Annotated in this window: 13 protein-coding genes; 7 read left to right on the plus strand and 6 right to left on the minus strand. The window is 57.8% G+C overall.

Going from position 1 to position 14,682, the window contains the following annotated elements; all coding sequences use genetic code 11:
* Window positions 1-30 precede the first annotated feature (30 nt).
* The 5 genes from rng to ACESMB_RS06625 all read right to left on the minus strand — a co-directional run bounded on the left by rng (window position 31) and on the right by ACESMB_RS06625 (window position 4,653).
* Window positions 31-1,512, minus strand: a complete 1,482-nt coding sequence (rng, locus tag ACESMB_RS06605) for a ribonuclease G (RefSeq protein WP_372926586.1) — start codon at window positions 1,510-1,512, stop codon at window positions 31-33.
* On the minus strand, window positions 1,505-2,110 hold the full coding sequence (locus ACESMB_RS06610; RefSeq protein WP_372971158.1) for a Maf family protein: 606 nt from the start codon (window positions 2,108-2,110) through the stop codon (window positions 1,505-1,507). The genes rng and ACESMB_RS06610 overlap by 8 nt, the downstream gene beginning before the upstream one ends.
* An 18-nt stretch (window positions 2,111-2,128) precedes the next feature.
* Entirely contained in the window at window positions 2,129-2,605 is a 477-nt protein-coding gene (mreD, locus tag ACESMB_RS06615) for a rod shape-determining protein MreD (RefSeq protein ID WP_372926588.1), read from the minus strand.
* On the minus strand, window positions 2,605-3,501 hold the full coding sequence (gene mreC, locus ACESMB_RS06620) for a rod shape-determining protein MreC (RefSeq protein ID WP_372926593.1): 897 nt from the start codon (window positions 3,499-3,501) through the stop codon (window positions 2,605-2,607). Before mreC ends, mreD begins: the two co-directional genes overlap by 1 nt.
* Before the next feature lie 111 nt (window positions 3,502-3,612).
* On the minus strand, window positions 3,613-4,653 hold the full coding sequence (locus ACESMB_RS06625; RefSeq protein WP_285391217.1) for a rod shape-determining protein: 1,041 nt from the start codon (window positions 4,651-4,653) through the stop codon (window positions 3,613-3,615).
* Between the two features lie 379 nt (window positions 4,654-5,032).
* Between ACESMB_RS06625 and gatC the strand changes: the two genes are divergently transcribed.
* The 3 genes from gatC to gatB are packed head-to-tail and all read left to right on the plus strand — an operon-like array spanning window position 5,033 to window position 8,298.
* The gene (gatC, locus tag ACESMB_RS06630; RefSeq protein ID WP_372926589.1) at window positions 5,033-5,320 is read left to right on the plus strand and encodes an Asp-tRNA(Asn)/Glu-tRNA(Gln) amidotransferase subunit GatC; all 288 of its coding nucleotides are present in this window, start codon (window positions 5,033-5,035) and stop codon (window positions 5,318-5,320) included.
* Between the two features lie 47 nt (window positions 5,321-5,367).
* Window positions 5,368-6,825: an Asp-tRNA(Asn)/Glu-tRNA(Gln) amidotransferase subunit GatA gene (gene gatA, locus ACESMB_RS06635; RefSeq protein WP_372926590.1), complete on the plus strand. Its 1,458-nt coding sequence runs from the start codon at window positions 5,368-5,370 to the stop codon at window positions 6,823-6,825.
* A 21-nt stretch (window positions 6,826-6,846) separates the two neighbouring features.
* Window positions 6,847-8,298: an Asp-tRNA(Asn)/Glu-tRNA(Gln) amidotransferase subunit GatB gene (gene gatB, locus ACESMB_RS06640; protein WP_372971159.1), complete on the plus strand. Its 1,452-nt coding sequence runs from the start codon at window positions 6,847-6,849 to the stop codon at window positions 8,296-8,298.
* A gap of 242 nt (window positions 8,299-8,540) precedes the next feature.
* On the opposite strand, the gene rimO is transcribed toward gatB, so the two are convergent.
* Entirely contained in the window at window positions 8,541-9,884 is a 1,344-nt protein-coding gene (rimO, locus tag ACESMB_RS06645; protein WP_372971160.1) for a 30S ribosomal protein S12 methylthiotransferase RimO, read from the minus strand.
* Between the two features lie 400 nt (window positions 9,885-10,284).
* Here rimO and ACESMB_RS06650 point away from each other — a divergent pair, with 400 nt between their 5' ends.
* The 4 genes from ACESMB_RS06650 to ACESMB_RS06665 form a co-directional block, all read left to right on the plus strand.
* Window positions 10,285-10,689 (plus strand): PilZ domain-containing protein, encoded by a 405-nt coding sequence (locus tag ACESMB_RS06650; protein ID WP_372927520.1) that lies wholly within the window; start codon window positions 10,285-10,287, stop codon window positions 10,687-10,689.
* 163 nt (window positions 10,690-10,852) lie between these two features.
* Window positions 10,853-11,761, plus strand: a complete 909-nt coding sequence (cysD, locus tag ACESMB_RS06655; RefSeq protein ID WP_372927521.1) for a sulfate adenylyltransferase subunit CysD — start codon at window positions 10,853-10,855, stop codon at window positions 11,759-11,761.
* Window position 11,762: 1 nt separating this feature from the next.
* Window positions 11,763-13,421 (plus strand): sulfate adenylyltransferase subunit CysN, encoded by a 1,659-nt coding sequence (cysN, locus tag ACESMB_RS06660; RefSeq protein WP_372927522.1) that lies wholly within the window; start codon window positions 11,763-11,765, stop codon window positions 13,419-13,421.
* Between the two features lie 275 nt (window positions 13,422-13,696).
* Window positions 13,697-14,682, plus strand: a 986-nt coding sequence (locus tag ACESMB_RS06665) for a nucleoid-associated protein (protein WP_372971161.1), incomplete at its 3' end; no start/stop codon positions are given.

Here is a 14,682-nt window from a genome sequence, read left to right on the forward strand (position 1 = left end):
TACGCCTGGTCAATGCCTGCCGTTTCGGCGTTACAGCAGCACCACATCATACTGCTCCTGACTGTAAAATGGCTCAACCTGAAAACGAATGGTTTTGCTGATGAACGTCTCTAGGTCGGCAACGTTATCGGATTCTTCGTCCAGCAGGCGATCCACCACGCTCTGGGAGGCCATGACAAGATAGCTTTCCGCATCATAGGCACGGTTGACTCGTAATATTTCCCGGAACACCTCGTAACAGACGGTTTCACTGGTCTTCAGGAAGCCGCGGCCATCGCAGATCGGGCAGGGTTCGCAGAGTATCTGCCCGAGGCTTTCAGTGGTGCGTTTGCGGGTCATTTCAACCAGGCCCAGTTCGGAGACACCGGTAATCTTGGTTTTGGCGTGATCCCGCTCCAGCATCTTTTCCAGCATGCGGTGCACCTGGCGCTGGTGCTCGGAATCGTCCATATCAATGAAGTCTATGATAATAATGCCGCCAAGGTTGCGCAGCCTCAGCTGGCGACTGATGGCACGGGCCGCTTCAAGGTTGGTCTTGAAGATGGTTTCCTCAAGGTTGCGGTGCCCGACAAACGCCCCGGTGTTGATGTCGATGGTGGTCATCGCCTCGGTCTGGTCAATGATCACGTAGCCGCCCGACTTCAGCTGAACCTTGCGGCTGAGAGCTTTCTGGATTTCGTCTTCAACGGAGTAGAGGTCGAAAATGGGCCGCTCCCCGGGATAGTACTCCACCTTATCGGAAAACTCGGTGACAAACTCGTTCACAAATTCCATCACCCGCTGGTGACTTTCACGGCTGTCGATGCGGACTTTCTCTGTCTGGGGACGAATGAGATCACGGATGGTGCGGATAAACAGCGGCAGATCCTGGTAGACCCCGACTGGCGCCTGGCTGCGGGTAATTCGCTCCTCTATGGCCTGGTTGAGGCGATGCAGATAGGTCATGTCACCGAGAAGGTCTTCCGCAGAGGCCGCTTCCGCTGCGGTGCGGATGATGTAGCCCCCACTTACTTCAGGGTCGGCAGCCGCTCCTTCTTCCACCAGCGCTCTCAACCGCGCACGCTCGTTCTCGTCTTCGATCCGCTGGGAAATACCCACATGGCTGACGCCGGGCATGAACACCAGATAGCGTGAGGGAATGGATAACTGGGTGGTCAGCCGCGCGCCCTTGGTGCCAATGGGGTCCTTGGTAACCTGGACAACCAGCGACTGGCCCTCCCGCAGCAGGGTGCGGATATCGGGTACGGTCTTCGGTGCATCGGCGGGTTCATTCGGCGGCTGCTGGACAGGCACCACATCCGATGCATGGATAAACGCGGCCCGTTCAAGGCCGATGTCCACAAATGCCGCCTCCATGCCGGGCAGCACGCGAACCACCTTGCCCTTGTAGATATTGCCGACAATCCCTTTACGGCTGGTCCGCTCAATGTAGGCTTCCTGGAGCATGCCGTTCTCCACGAGAGCCACCCGGGTTTCCACCGGGGTAACATTGATCAGTATTTCTTCACTCATTGCGGCTCTCCTGCCTGCTGTTCCAGGTTTCCCAGACCGGATATCCGGCGCCGGCAAGTAATTCTGCGGTTTCCTGCAGGGGCAGACCGACCACAGCGCTGTAACTACCCCGGAGTTCTTCTACAAAAATACCACCCCGGCCCTGAATACCATAGCCACCGGCCTTGTCCATGGGTTCTCCGGTGGCCACATAGGCCTCTGTTTCCTTGCCCGACAGATGGCGAAAGCGCACATCTGTGGTGACAACGCAGGACTCAAAGCTGTCTGCGGTAGCAATGGCGACGGCCGTCATCACCTGATGGGTCGTGCCAGAAAGCTGCCCGAGCATCTCTGCCGCATCCTTCCGATCAACGGGCTTGCCCAGAATCCGGCCTGCGAGCACCACGGATGTGTCAGAACCGATCACTATGGCATCCGGTTGTTCCACCGCAACCGCCCGGGCTTTTGCCCGGGCCAGCCGTTCCACGTATTGCAGTGCTGACTCGCCGGGCTTCGGGGTTTCGTCAACATCCGCAGGCCGCACACCGAACGACAGCCCGATCTGTTTCAGCAGTTCGGCCCTTCTCGGTGAGGCGGAGGCGAGAACAATTAGTGTCATGGAACCCCTGATCCTCCGCTATCCGAGTTTGCGGTTGAGATTGTCCAGCAGCACGCACACGATCGGCCAGGCCACGGCGCCGGTCAACGCGGGCCAGAGATAGCTGAAGCCCGAGTCGTCCGCACCCAGCATCTGCTTGATAAAATGCACCAGCATCTGGTTAATACCCAGCAGCAGGAAAACCATCAGGCACTGCTGGGGCATGGGGTACATACGCAGACGCTGGTGAATGGTCAGCACCAGGAACGCAATCACCCCCATGGCCAGGGCATTGACCCCCAGTGGCGTCGCCTCCAGAACATCCAGCAGCAGGCCCAGGCACCAGGCCAGAAGAATGCCAAACTGGGCCGGCGCCCGGAACGTCCAGTAAAACACCATTAACCCCAGCCATTCCGGGCGGAATTCGAACCAGCCCACGGGAAACAGTGAGCTGCTTAGCACCAGGGCCAGCACAATGCTCAGGGCAAATACCGGATAACTTATCACCGACAGCATCAGCGCACCTCGTCCTGTTCTGCCCGGCCAGCACCGTCAGCGGGGCCTGCTTCCTGCGCGCCGTCAGTGGCCTCCTGTGCCGGCGAGAACACCACCAGTATCAACCGGCTCTTGTTCAGTTCCGCCAGTGGTGCCGCCTCGATTTTCACAAAAGGCTCGCCCTGCTCCTTGGTGATGCTTTCCACTTCCGCTACCGGATAACCCTTGGGAAAACGCCCCCCCAGTCCGGAACTGACCAGAAGGTCGCCCTCGCGGATATCTGCCGTATCGGGTACATGCACCAACTCCAGAGAGCTGGTATCGCCATTGCCCAGAAGAACCGCCCGCAGGCCATTGCGAACCACCTCTACGGGCACGGCATGACTGCTGTCCGAAACCAGCAACACCCTTGAGGTAAAGCTGCTGGTCTGCTCAACCTGGCCCATCAGGCCATTGGCATCAAGAATCGCCTGACCCACTTCCACACCGTCGCGGCTACCCTTGTTGATCACAATTTCATGGGAGAACGGATCCGGAGATACTGCCACCACTTCGCCGACAATAACGCGGTCGTCCAGCACTTCTGACGAGTTCAGCAGCTGGCGCAGTTCGTTGTTTTCCGAAGCCAGGGCAGCATATTTGAGGGCCCGACGTTCCAGTATCAGAAGCCGCGCCTGAAGCGCCTCATTCTCCTTCTGAAGATCTTCCTTGCTGGTAAACAGGCTCGCGACCCAGTCGTTGAATTGGGAGGGGGCATGCCCCAACCAGTGAATGGGTGCCAGGCCCGTACCAATAGCGCTGCGAACCGGGGTAAGCTGGTCAAAGCGATCATCGGCAACGATTAGCACTGCCGACAGCACGATAACCAGCAGTAGCCTGAATCCGGGAACGGGTCCCTGTACGAAGATGGTTTTAATGGCTAACCCTCCCGCGTTCCCTGCAGGTGTCCATACGACAACCGCCGCCGTGAGATTTCACGAGCGGCGGCCGGGTTGAGACTATGTCGGGGCGTTCCGCCGGGGTCAAGGTCAGCCCTCCTGGGAGAACATTCCGATTCCGCCACGGTCAATCACTTCCAGCGCCTTGCCGCCGCCACGGGCGACACAGGTGAGTGGATCCTCGGCGATGATCACCGGCAGGCCGGTTTCCTCGCTGATCAGTTTGTCCAGGCCTCGCAGGAGGGCACCGCCACCGGTCAGCACGATGCCACGCTCGGCAATGTCAGAGGCCAGTTCGGGAGGCGACTGTTCCAGCGCGCTTTTGACGGTCTGGACGATCTGTGCCAGGGATTCCTGAAGTGCGTCGAGGATTTCCTCACTGTTCAGGGTGAAGGCGCGGGGTACGCCCTCGGCCAGGTTACGGCCGCGAACGTCGATTTCGCGGATGTCCAGACCTTCATAGGCACAGCCGATTTCGTGCTTGATGCGCTCCGCAGTGGAATCACCGATCAGGCTGCCATAATTGCGACGCACGTAGGTGACGATGGCTTCGTCAAACTTGTCACCGCCGGTACGCACGGATTCAGCGTAAACGATGCCGTTCAGGGAGATAATGGCAATCTCGGTGGTACCGCCGCCGATATCGACGATCATGGAACCGCTGGCTTCTTCAACCGGCAGGCCGGCGCCGATAGCAGCAGCCATGGGTTCTTCGATCAGGAAGACTTCCCTCGCGCCGGCACCCAGGGCGGATTCGCGGATCGCCTTCTTTTCCACCTGGGTGGATTTGCTGGGCACGCAGACCAGTACGCGGGGACTGGGCGTGATAAAGCTGTTCTCGTGCACTTTGTGAATAAAGTGCTGGAGCATTTTTTCGGTAACAACAAAATCTGCGATGACGCCGTCTTTCATCGGGCGGATGGCGGTGATGTTGCCCGGAGTGCGGCCCAGCATGCGCTTGGCTTCGGCGCCGACGGCTGCGACCATTTTCTGGGAACCACTGGTGCGGATGGCCACAACAGAGGGCTCGTTGAGTACGATGCCGCGTTCGCGTACATAAATAAGGGTGTTGGCGGTGCCCAGGTCGATGGACAGGTCGCTGGAAAATAAGCCTCTGAGTCTTTTCAACATTCGTGTAGTTTCAACCTGAGAGTTGCAGTCGCAAAAAATGATGCGGCAACTTTAGCAGTGAGCACCCCCGCAGGCAAGGCACCATCGGGGCTCCCGCGGGGTCTTTCACGCTTTCCGCCTTTGTTTTGGCCCCTCCCGCGATTGTTCGAATCTGTTACCATGCACTTTTATTTTCGACTCGGGTGCATGGGCGCTTGAGAGGCTGCTTTCCAAAACACGCTCAGGCACATCCCTGTGGCGCTTGGGCTCCGCCATCCATGGCTCCGCACAGTTTTGGAAAGCAGCCTCTCAAGCGCCCTCGTGCCTCAAATAATATTCAGGCTCCGACCGGTCTGTGGGGTCTGCAAGTTACTGAAACTTCATATTACTGGGAGGCAATGTGACCATTTCCCGTGAGGACATTGAAAAAGTGGCTGTGCTCGCCCGCATCCGTGTGGATGAGGAGCAGGTTTCGGCCCTGGAGAAGGATCTGGGCAATATTCTGGACCTGGTGGATCAGTTAAGTGCCGCCGATACCGATTCTGTGGAACCCATGGCCCATCCGTTGAATGCGGTGCAGCGGCTGCGCCCGGATAAGGTAACGGAGACCAGTCAGCGGGAGGCTTTCCAGGCAATTGCGCCGGCGACCGAGAATGGCCTTTATCTCGTGCCCCGGGTGATTGAGTGAACGAAAGGTATCGAGTGATCTGACGACCAGCGATTTCAGGATTCATCATGCATAACAAATCCGTAGCAGAGCTTTCCCGTGAACTGGAAAGTGGCAAGATTTCCAGTGTGGAGCTGACCCGGGAGTATCTGGGCCGCCTCAGGAAAGAAGACGAGCAGCTCAACAGTTTTATTTCTATTACCGAAGATCAGGCCCTGGCAGATGCCCACGCGGCTGACGAGCAGCGGGCCGCAGGCAAGGCTACGCCCTGGACCGGTGTGCCGTTCGCTCACAAGGACATTTTCTGTACCAGTGGCACCGCCACCACCTGCGGATCCAGGATGCTGGCGAACTTTGTGCCGCCTTACGATGCCACGGTCACGGAGCACTTCCGCAAGGCGGGTGCAGTGTGCCTTGGCAAGACCAACATGGACGAGTTCGCCATGGGGTCATCCACCGAATCCAGTTATTTTGGCGCCACCACCAACCCCTGGGGCCTGAGCAACGGCGAAAAGCGTGTGCCCGGCGGCTCGTCCGGGGGTTCTGCAGCGGCGGTTGCTGCGCGATTGGTGCCAGCGGCGACGGCCACGGACACCGGCGGCTCAATCCGCCAGCCGGCCGCCCTGTGCGGTGTGACCGGGTTGAAACCGACCTATGGCCGTGTTTCCCGGTATGGGATGATTGCGTTTGCCTCCAGCCTGGACCAGGGCGGCGCCATGGCCCGCTCTGCCGAAGATGCAGCACTGATGCTGAATGTAATGGCCGGATTCGACCCGAAGGATTCCACCTCCATAGACCGGGACGTTCCGGACTACACCGCCACTTTGAACGAGCCCTTGAAAGGCCTGCGCATTGGCCTGCCCCGGGAATACTTTGCCGGCAACCTGGATGCAGCCATGGAAGAGCAGGTACGGGCCGCCATCCGCGAATACGAGAAACTGGGTGCCACAGTGAAGGACGTGTCCCTTCCCCACGCCAATCTTGCCATTGCCGCCTATTACGTGATCGCGCCGGCTGAAGCTTCCGCCAACCTGTCCCGTTTTGATGGCGCCCGCTATGGCTATCGCTGCGAAGATCCGAAAGATCTGCTCGACATGTACACCCGCACCCGGGCCGAGGGGTTCGGTGCCGAAGTGAAGCGCCGGATCCTGGTGGGCACCTATGCGCTGTCGGCCGGTTATTTCGATGCCTATTACCTGAAAGCCCAGAAGGTTCGCCGGTTGATCCAGCAGGACTTTATCAATGCCTTCAACGAAGTGGACGTGCTGATGAGCCCGACCACCCCCTCCCCGGCCTTTGTTCAGGGTGAGAAATCCAACGACCCGGTCACCATGTATCTGGAGGACGTGTTTACCGTTGCCATCAACCTGGCAGGTATTCCGGCCATGTCGGTGCCGGCAGGATTTGTCGACGGATTACCGGTGGGACTGCAGATTATCGGGGATTACTTCTCCGAGGCCCGACTGCTGAACGCCGCCCATCAATTCCAGCAGGTGACCGACTGGCACCAGCGTGAACCGCAATAAGCCCGAAACAGGAGATTGATTATGCAGTGGGATATTGTGATCGGGCTGGAAATTCATGTTCAGCTCGCCACCCGAACCAAGATTTTTTCCGGCTCCAGCACCGCCTATGGCGCTGAACCCAATACCCAGGCCAACGCCGTCGACCTGGCCATGCCGGGGACTCTGCCCGTGCCCAACGAGCAGGCCTTCCGTTACGCGGTGATGTTCGGCCTGGCGGTAAACGCCGAGATCGAACGCCGCTCGGTGTTCGAGCGCAAGAACTATTTCTATCCGGACCTGCCCAAGGGCTACCAGACGACCCAGCTGGAGCGGCCGATTGTGGGCCCGGGGTATGTGGATATCGATCTGGCCAACGGCGAGACCAAGCGCGTGCGCATCCATCACGCCCACCTGGAAGAAGACGCCGGCAAGTCCCTGCATGAAGACTTTCACGGCATGACCGGCATTGACCTGAACCGGGCGGGTACCCCGCTGATTGAGGTGGTCACCGAACCGGACATGACCAATGCAGAGGAAGCGGTGGCCTTTGCCAAGAAGCTACACGGTATTGTTACGTCACTGGGCATCTGTGACGGCGACATGTCCCAGGGCTCCATGCGCTTCGATGTGAACATCTCGCTCAAGCCGAAAGGCTCCGAAACCCTGGGCACCCGTACCGAAACCAAGAACCTGAACTCTTTCCGCTTCATGGAGCAGGCCATTGCCCACGAAGTGGAGCGGCAAATGGATATTCTCGAGGATGGCGGCACCATCGTGCAGGAAACCCGCCTTTACAATGGCGACCGCGACGAATCCCGCTCCATGCGCACGAAAGAGGAAGCCAATGACTACCGTTACTTCCCCTGCCCGGACCTGCTGCCAGTAGAAATCAACGATGCCTTCATCGACGAGGCCCGTAACAGCCTTCCGGAACTGCCGGACGCACGCAAGGCCCGCTTCATGGAGCAGTTCGGCCTGAACGACTACGACGCAGGCCTGCTGGCTGCCGATTCGAAACTGGCCGCTTTCTTCGAAGCCGTCGCAGAACGCGGAAAAGATGCCAAGCTGGCCTCAAACTGGGTCCAGGGCGAATTCTCCGCACGCCTGAATGCTGAGGAGAAGTCCGTTGCCGACTCCCCAATCTCCGGCGCCCAACTGGGTGATCTGGTGGTGCGCATTGCCGATAACACGATCTCTTCAGCCGGCGCCAAGAAGGTTTTCGAGGCCCTGTGGACCGGTGAGAACGACAATGTGGATGCCATTATCGATGCCAAGGGCCTGAAGCAGGTGTCTGACACGGGAGAACTGGAGAAAATGGTAGACGAGGTACTGGCCTCCATGCCGGGTCAGGTTGCCCAGTACCAGCAGGAGTCCGATCCCAAGAAGCAGAAGAAGATGCTTGGCGGGTTCATGGGGCCGCTGATGAAGGCCTCCAAGGGACAGGGGAATCCGAAGCTGTTTAACGAAATTCTTGTTAAGAAGCTTGGGGGGTAACCGTCAGGCTTTGGGTGGGGAATTCTTGCTGCGGCCCCAGCCTGCCTGGCTTCGGAGTTAACGGCACGAGGCAGGAAGGGGGTTCCAAAACACGCTCCTTCGGCACATCCATGTGACGCTTGGGCTCCGCCATGGATGGCGGAGCCCAAGCGCACAGGGACGTGCTTGTAGCGTTTTTTGGGAGAAGGCACCCGCCAACGCCCTTACCCCGCAACAACCAGGCTAGGAACCCAGCCTAAACACTACTGAAGAAGCCGACCCCAAAGATCATGCTCATCCGCATGCTCAACCACGGCCTGAACAATCTGCCCAGGCATCAGGTCAGTCTCGTCATTGAGGTAAACCATCCCGTCAATCTCCGGCGCATCCGCCTTTGAACGACCAATGGCGCCTTCCTCGTCAACTTCGTCGATCAGCACATCAATCGTCTGGCCAATCTTCGCCTGCAAGCGGGCCGCTGAGATCTGTGCCTGTTTTTCCATGAAGCGGGCCAGACGCTCCTCTTTTATATCTTCGGGCACCGCACCTTCCAGCTCGTTGGCTTTGGCACCTTCCACCGGGCTGTACTTGAAGGCACCCACCCGATCCAGCTGCGCTTCATCCAGCCAGTCCAGGAGGTACTGGAAATCCTCTTCAGTCTCACCCGGGAAACCGACAATGAAGGTGGAACGAATCGTCAACTCCGGGCAGATCTCCCGCCATTTGCGAATGCGCTCCAGAGTCTTGCTGTCGTGGGCCGGGCGTTTCATGGCCTTGAGGACTTTCGGGCTGGCGTGCTGGAACGGGATATCCAGGTACGGAAGGATCTTACCTTCGGCCATCAGCGGGATAATGCCGTCCACGTGGGGATAGGGATACACGTAGTGCAGGCGGACCCACACACCCATCTCGCCCAGCGCCTCGCACAGCGACTGCATTTTCGTTTTCAGCGGGCGGCCCTGCCAGAAGCCGGTGCGGTATTTGGTGTCGACACCGTAGGCGGAAGTATCCTGGGAAATCACCAGCAGTTCTTTCACGCCGGCATCCACCAGCCGCTGAGCCTCGTCCATCACATCGCCGATGGGACGGCTGACCAGATCACCACGCATGGACGGAATGATGCAGAAGGTGCAGCGATGGTTACAGCCTTCGGAGATTTTCAGATAGGCGTAATGCCGGGGCGTGAGCTTGATGCCCTGGGGCGGAACCAGATCCGTGAAGGGGTCGTGCTGCTTGTTCGGTGGCACGAACTGGTGCACGGCACCAACCACTTCCTCGTAAGCATGGGGGCCGGAAACGGCCAGAACGCCGGGATGGGTATCGCGGATTTTATCCGCCTCCACACCCATGCAGCCGGTGACGATCACCTTGCCGTTTTCGCTGATGGCCTCGCCGATGGCGTCCAGGGATTCCTGCTTGGCAGCGTCGATAAAACCGCAGGTATTGACCACGACAATATCGGCATCATTGTAGGTTGGCACCACGTCGTAGCCATCCAGCCGCAGCTGGGTAAGGATGCGCTCCGAGTCAACGAGCGCTTTGGGGCATCCAAGGCTGATGAAACCTACTTTGCCACCCTGGGGAACGGAAAGATTTTTATCTGTCATAACCTGCACGGAGTCATGGCGCCGGAACCGGCACCAGGTGAATGTTGGCCGACAGTTTACCTCAGCCAGACTGCTACCGTCAGTGAACTCGAACGGGGAATGCAGTCGTCGGGCAATTGACGTGCATCACGATCAGTGACGTTGTGTTCATATTCAGTTCACAAATCTGACAGCTTTGGCGACAGTCAACTTGCTGATCACGAAACAAACAACTAGACTTTCAGGAAGTTAAGGTCGGAATAATAAGCGCTTGCCGTCGTCCCGCATCCGTTGTGTTACCAAATCATGACGATCTGCGAGGTTCCTTTGCGTATGTCACAAGCGCAAAAGCAAGTATAAAAAGGACTGAACAATCGGTAAGGCAGCCTGCTTTGAAACCAGAGATGCCATAAGAGTCACTATGAAACCAGTTGCCGCCAAGCCAAACCTTCGCAATCAGCAACGCGTTGATGTTGCCACCGAAGTGCGAATTGAAAAAACAGACGGCAGCTGGCTTGACTGCGAGGTATCCAATATTTCGCGCACCGGTATCATGATCCTGTGTGACCAGGAAGCCGTCAGGAAACTTGTCCCGGGCCAGAAAACACCGGCTCCCGGCAACTGGATTTCCGTCACCGCGACCTTCTCCGTGCCTGTTGTTGCCCACCAGCCGGTTTCCGTTATCGCCGGAGGCAATATTGTGCACATGCGCCGTATTGCCCGCGACCAGTTCCAGCTTGGCGTTCAGTTCACCGAATTCGAAGGCAACGGCTTCGAGTACGTCAACAACTACGTCAGCAAGCTTCTCTCTGCCCCGACACCCTGACCCATGTAACACCCGCCAGCCACACTGCTCCGCCGCTATATTGTTATAGCAGCAAACTCTAGTTGCTCGTCTTCTTATGCCATGACCTGATCTGGTATCATTACCGCATTCACACGCCCAGTCTCTCTGATCGGGAGGCACGCAAACGCGGTAACAGGATACGATGACCACTTACAACCTGACGCATCTCAAACAGCTGGAAGCTGAAAGCATCCACATCATCCGGGAAGTCGCAGCTGAGTTCGATAACCCGGTTATGCTCTACTCCATCGGCAAGGATTCCGCGGTGATGCTGCATCTGGCCCGCAAGGCTTTCCACCCGGGCAAGCTACCTTTCCCGCTGATGCATATAGACACCACCTGGAAATTCAGGGAAATGATCGAATTCCGGGATCGCAAAGCAAAAGAGTACGGGCTCGACCTCATCGTCCACAAGAACGAGGACGGTATCAGACAAGGCATCGGCCCGTTTACCCACGGTAGCGCAAAGCACACCGACGTAATGAAAACCCAGGCCCTGAAGCAGGCTCTGGACAAATACAAGTTTGATGCCGCCTTTGGCGGTGCACGCCGGGACGAGGAAAAATCCCGCGCCAAGGAGCGCGTGTATTCCTTCCGTGATGAGTATCACCGCTGGGATCCGAAGAATCAGCGACCCGAACTCTGGAACATCTACAATGGCAAGATCAACAAGGGCGAAAGCATTCGCGTTTTCCCGCTATCCAACTGGACCGAGCTTGATATCTGGCAGTACATCTATCTGGAAAACATCGAGATCGTTCCGCTGTATTACTCGGCCAAGCGCCCGGTGGTCGAGCGCGACGGCACTCTGATCATGGTGGACGACGACCGCATGCCTCTGAAAGAAGGCGAGAAGCCAGAGTTGAAGTCCATCCGTTTCCGCACCCTGGGCTGCTATCCGCTGACCGGCGCCATTGAATCCGAGGCAGACACTCTGCCGGAGATCATCCAGGAAATGCTGCTGGCCACCAGCTCCGAACGCCAGGGCCGAGTGATTGACCACGATTCGGCCGGCTCCATGGAACAGAAAAAGCGGGAAGGGTACTTCTAAGATGTCACACCAGTCTGATCTGATTGCCGAAGATATTCAGGCCTACCTGAAGCAACACGAGAACAAGGAACTGCTGCGCCTCCTGACCTGCGGCAGCGTGGATGATGGCAAGAGCACCCTGATTGGCCGCCTGCTGCACGACACCAAGATGATCTACGAAGATCACATGGCCAGCCTGAAAACCGACAGCGCCAAGATGGGCACCACCGGCGAAAAGCTGGACCTGGCCCTGCTGGTGGACGGCCTGCAGGCGGAGCGTGAGCAAGGCATCACCATTGATGTGGCCTACCGCTACTTCTCCACCGACAAGCGCAAGTTCATCATCGCCGACACCCCGGGCCACGAGCAGTACACCCGCAACATGGCGACCGGTGCCTCTACCGCACAGGTGGCGATTCTGATGATTGACGCCCGTTACGGCGTGCTGACCCAGACCCGGCGGCATTCCTACATCGCGTCCCTGCTGGGTATTCGCCACATTGTGGTTGCTATCAACAAGATGGACCTGGTGGACCACAGCGAAGAACGGTTCAATGAAATCAAGGACGACTACCTGGCCTTTGCCAACAAGCTGGGCCTGAAGGACATCCGCTTTGTACCGATTTCTGCCCTGGAAGGCGACAACGTCGTCAACAGGAGCGAGAACACGCCCTGGTTTACCGGCCAGCCGCTGATGGACATTCTGGAAACCGTGGAAGTCTCCCACGACAAGAACCTGGAGCATTTCCGCTTTCCGGTACAGTACGTAACCCGGCCCCACCTGAATTTCCGCGGCTTTTGCGGCACTATAGCCTCGGGCGTGATTCGTCCGGGCGAAAAGGTCATGGCCCTGCCCTCACGGCGCACCAGCACCATCAAGGAAGTTGTGACCTTTGATGGCAACCTCGAGGAAGCCTACATTGACCAGGCGGTGACACTGACGCTCACCGACGAAATCGACGTCAGCCGCGGGGACATGCTGGTGAAAGCCGAGGATGAGCCGGAAGTGGGTAACCGCTTCACTGCCAATATCGTTTGGATGACTGACGGCCCGCTGGAAACCGGTCGGCTTTACGATATCAAACTCGGCCCCACGTTTACCTCGGGCACGGTGAAAAAGATTCACCATCAGACCGATGTGAATACTCTGGAGAAGAACGACAATCCTGCTGCCCTGCAGCTTAATGAGATCGGCCTGTGTGAACTGACCCTGAGCCAGCCTATTGCGTTTGATGCCTATCCGCGTAATCACGCCACGGGCAGCTTCATCGTGATTGACCGGCTGACCAATGTGACCATTGGCGCGGGCATGATTGCCGGCACTGCAGGCACGGTTGAGTCCCTGGATCCGGTGACCAGCGAGGAACGTGAGCGCCGCCTGGCCCAGAAGCCGGCCATCATTGCCTGTAACGGCAAGAAGGCTACCGCGCTGGCATTGGCCGTTGAACGCGCATTGTTTGACCAGGGCAAGACAGCAGTAGTGCTGACCGAAGACAATTCCGGCAATGCTGACGACCGTCGCCGCGCCGCTCAGGTAATCAGTGCTCACGGTCTGGTTGCCATTGCAGTGAACCTGGGCACGGATGTGGCTTCGGCCTCTGTTTCTGCGGACGACGATCAGGAAATTACTGACGGGGTGAATTCGCTGATTCAGGATCTGATGAAGCACAAGCGGGTTTAGTCTGGCCTTCGGAACCTTCGCCCCCTTGGCCTGAAACCTTGGGGGGCTGGTCCCGCGGCGGGGGTGCCTTTTCTTCTGGAAAAAGAACTCGCTGCGCTCGGACACCTTTTCCCGGCAGAAAAGGCACCCCCACCCCGTGACCGATCAAACAAATTTAAAATATTCCCGCAAACCCAACCTTCCCCAAAACCCCACAAAATCCATTACAATCCCGTCCCCTGAACGTTTACCCTCAAAACCTCTCACGTATTACCAAGAAAGGACCCAATAACTCCATGGCCATCAAACAGCTCCGCACCCTATTCGCCAGTCAGCTCCAGCCCGGACAACCCACCCAGGTTCGCCCAGGCGAGGCCCTGTCCGAGCCCGGTGGCGACTATGAAGGCCTCCACAAGCAGATGAAGCGTCTGTTCAACAGCAAGCCGGGCAAGAAGTACGGTCGTTTTTCAGACGACATTGGTGAGTCCCCTTTCAGCGCCTGGCTGAAGGATTATCTGGAGGACAAGCAGAGTTTCGCGTCTCTGACTGACCGAATTTTTGGTCAGTGGCAGGAGTTGCTGAACGGCAGTCAGGAGGAGCACCAGGGGCATCTGATGCTGGTACATGAAGCTCTTGCAGATGGGGAGGTGATGTATCTGTTGGTGCTGGAGAGTGACAGTGCTTTGCGGTTTGACGGGCAACAGTCACTTGATACGACGGACGTGCTCAGTCTGTCCCGGCTGAATCTGGCGGTGCGTATCGAGTTGGAGGACTGGCAGGGTGAGAATGCCGGGGAGAATTATCTGACGCTGGTTCATGCCCGTGGTAGCGGTGAGCCGGGTGAGTTGTTTATCCGGTTGTGTGGCTTTACCAATCAGGTGGATGTGGAGAAGGAAACGCTGACGTTTATGGATGCGGTTGAGGCTTTTGCCAAGTCGTCGGAACCTGAGGAGGCAGGCAAGATTCGGGCGCGGGCCTATGAATTCTCTAAAGAGCAGCATGCCCTTGGAGAACCGGTGGCTATTGAGGCGCTTTCGGGTTATCTGGACGAGGATCAGCCGCAGCGGTTCAAGGAGTTTGCCAGTGAGACGGCTGAGCTTCCGGAGAGCGGGGTGTTGCATCCGGATCATCGCAAGGTGAAGAAGTTGGTGAGGATTGCGGGTTCTGGTGGTGGTATGAGTGTGTCGTTTTCATCGGATCTGGTTAATCAGGCGGTTTACTATGACCGTGACAACGACGCACTGACGATTACCAAGCTGCCTAAGGCTTTGCGGGAGCAGTT

Source organism: Marinobacter sp. (assembly GCF_041686475.1).
In the GTDB taxonomy this organism is placed as follows: Bacteria; Pseudomonadota; Gammaproteobacteria; order Pseudomonadales; family Oleiphilaceae; genus Marinobacter.

Coding starts and splice junctions, on each gene's coding strand:
- mreD (WP_372926588.1), bottom strand. CDS start 2,605: ATGCTGTCGGTGATAAGTTATCCGGTATTTGCCCTGAGCATTGTGCTG.
- ACESMB_RS06625 (WP_285391217.1), bottom strand. CDS start 4,653: ATGTTGAAAAGACTCAGAGGCTTATTTTCCAGCGACCTGTCCATCGAC.
- ACESMB_RS06650 (WP_372927520.1), top strand. CDS start 10,285: ATGAAACCAGTTGCCGCCAAGCCAAACCTTCGCAATCAGCAACGCGTT.
- cysN (WP_372927522.1), top strand. CDS start 11,763: ATGTCACACCAGTCTGATCTGATTGCCGAAGATATTCAGGCCTACCTG.
- cysD (WP_372927521.1), top strand. CDS start 10,853: ATGACCACTTACAACCTGACGCATCTCAAACAGCTGGAAGCTGAAAGC.
- ACESMB_RS06610 (WP_372971158.1), bottom strand. CDS start 2,110: ATGACACTAATTGTTCTCGCCTCCGCCTCACCGAGAAGGGCCGAACTG.
- gatA (WP_372926590.1), top strand. CDS start 5,368: ATGCATAACAAATCCGTAGCAGAGCTTTCCCGTGAACTGGAAAGTGGC.
- rimO (WP_372971160.1), bottom strand. CDS start 9,884: ATGACAGATAAAAATCTTTCCGTTCCCCAGGGTGGCAAAGTAGGTTTC.
- rng (WP_372926586.1), bottom strand. CDS start 1,512: ATGAGTGAAGAAATACTGATCAATGTTACCCCGGTGGAAACCCGGGTG.
- gatB (WP_372971159.1), top strand. CDS start 6,847: ATGCAGTGGGATATTGTGATCGGGCTGGAAATTCATGTTCAGCTCGCC.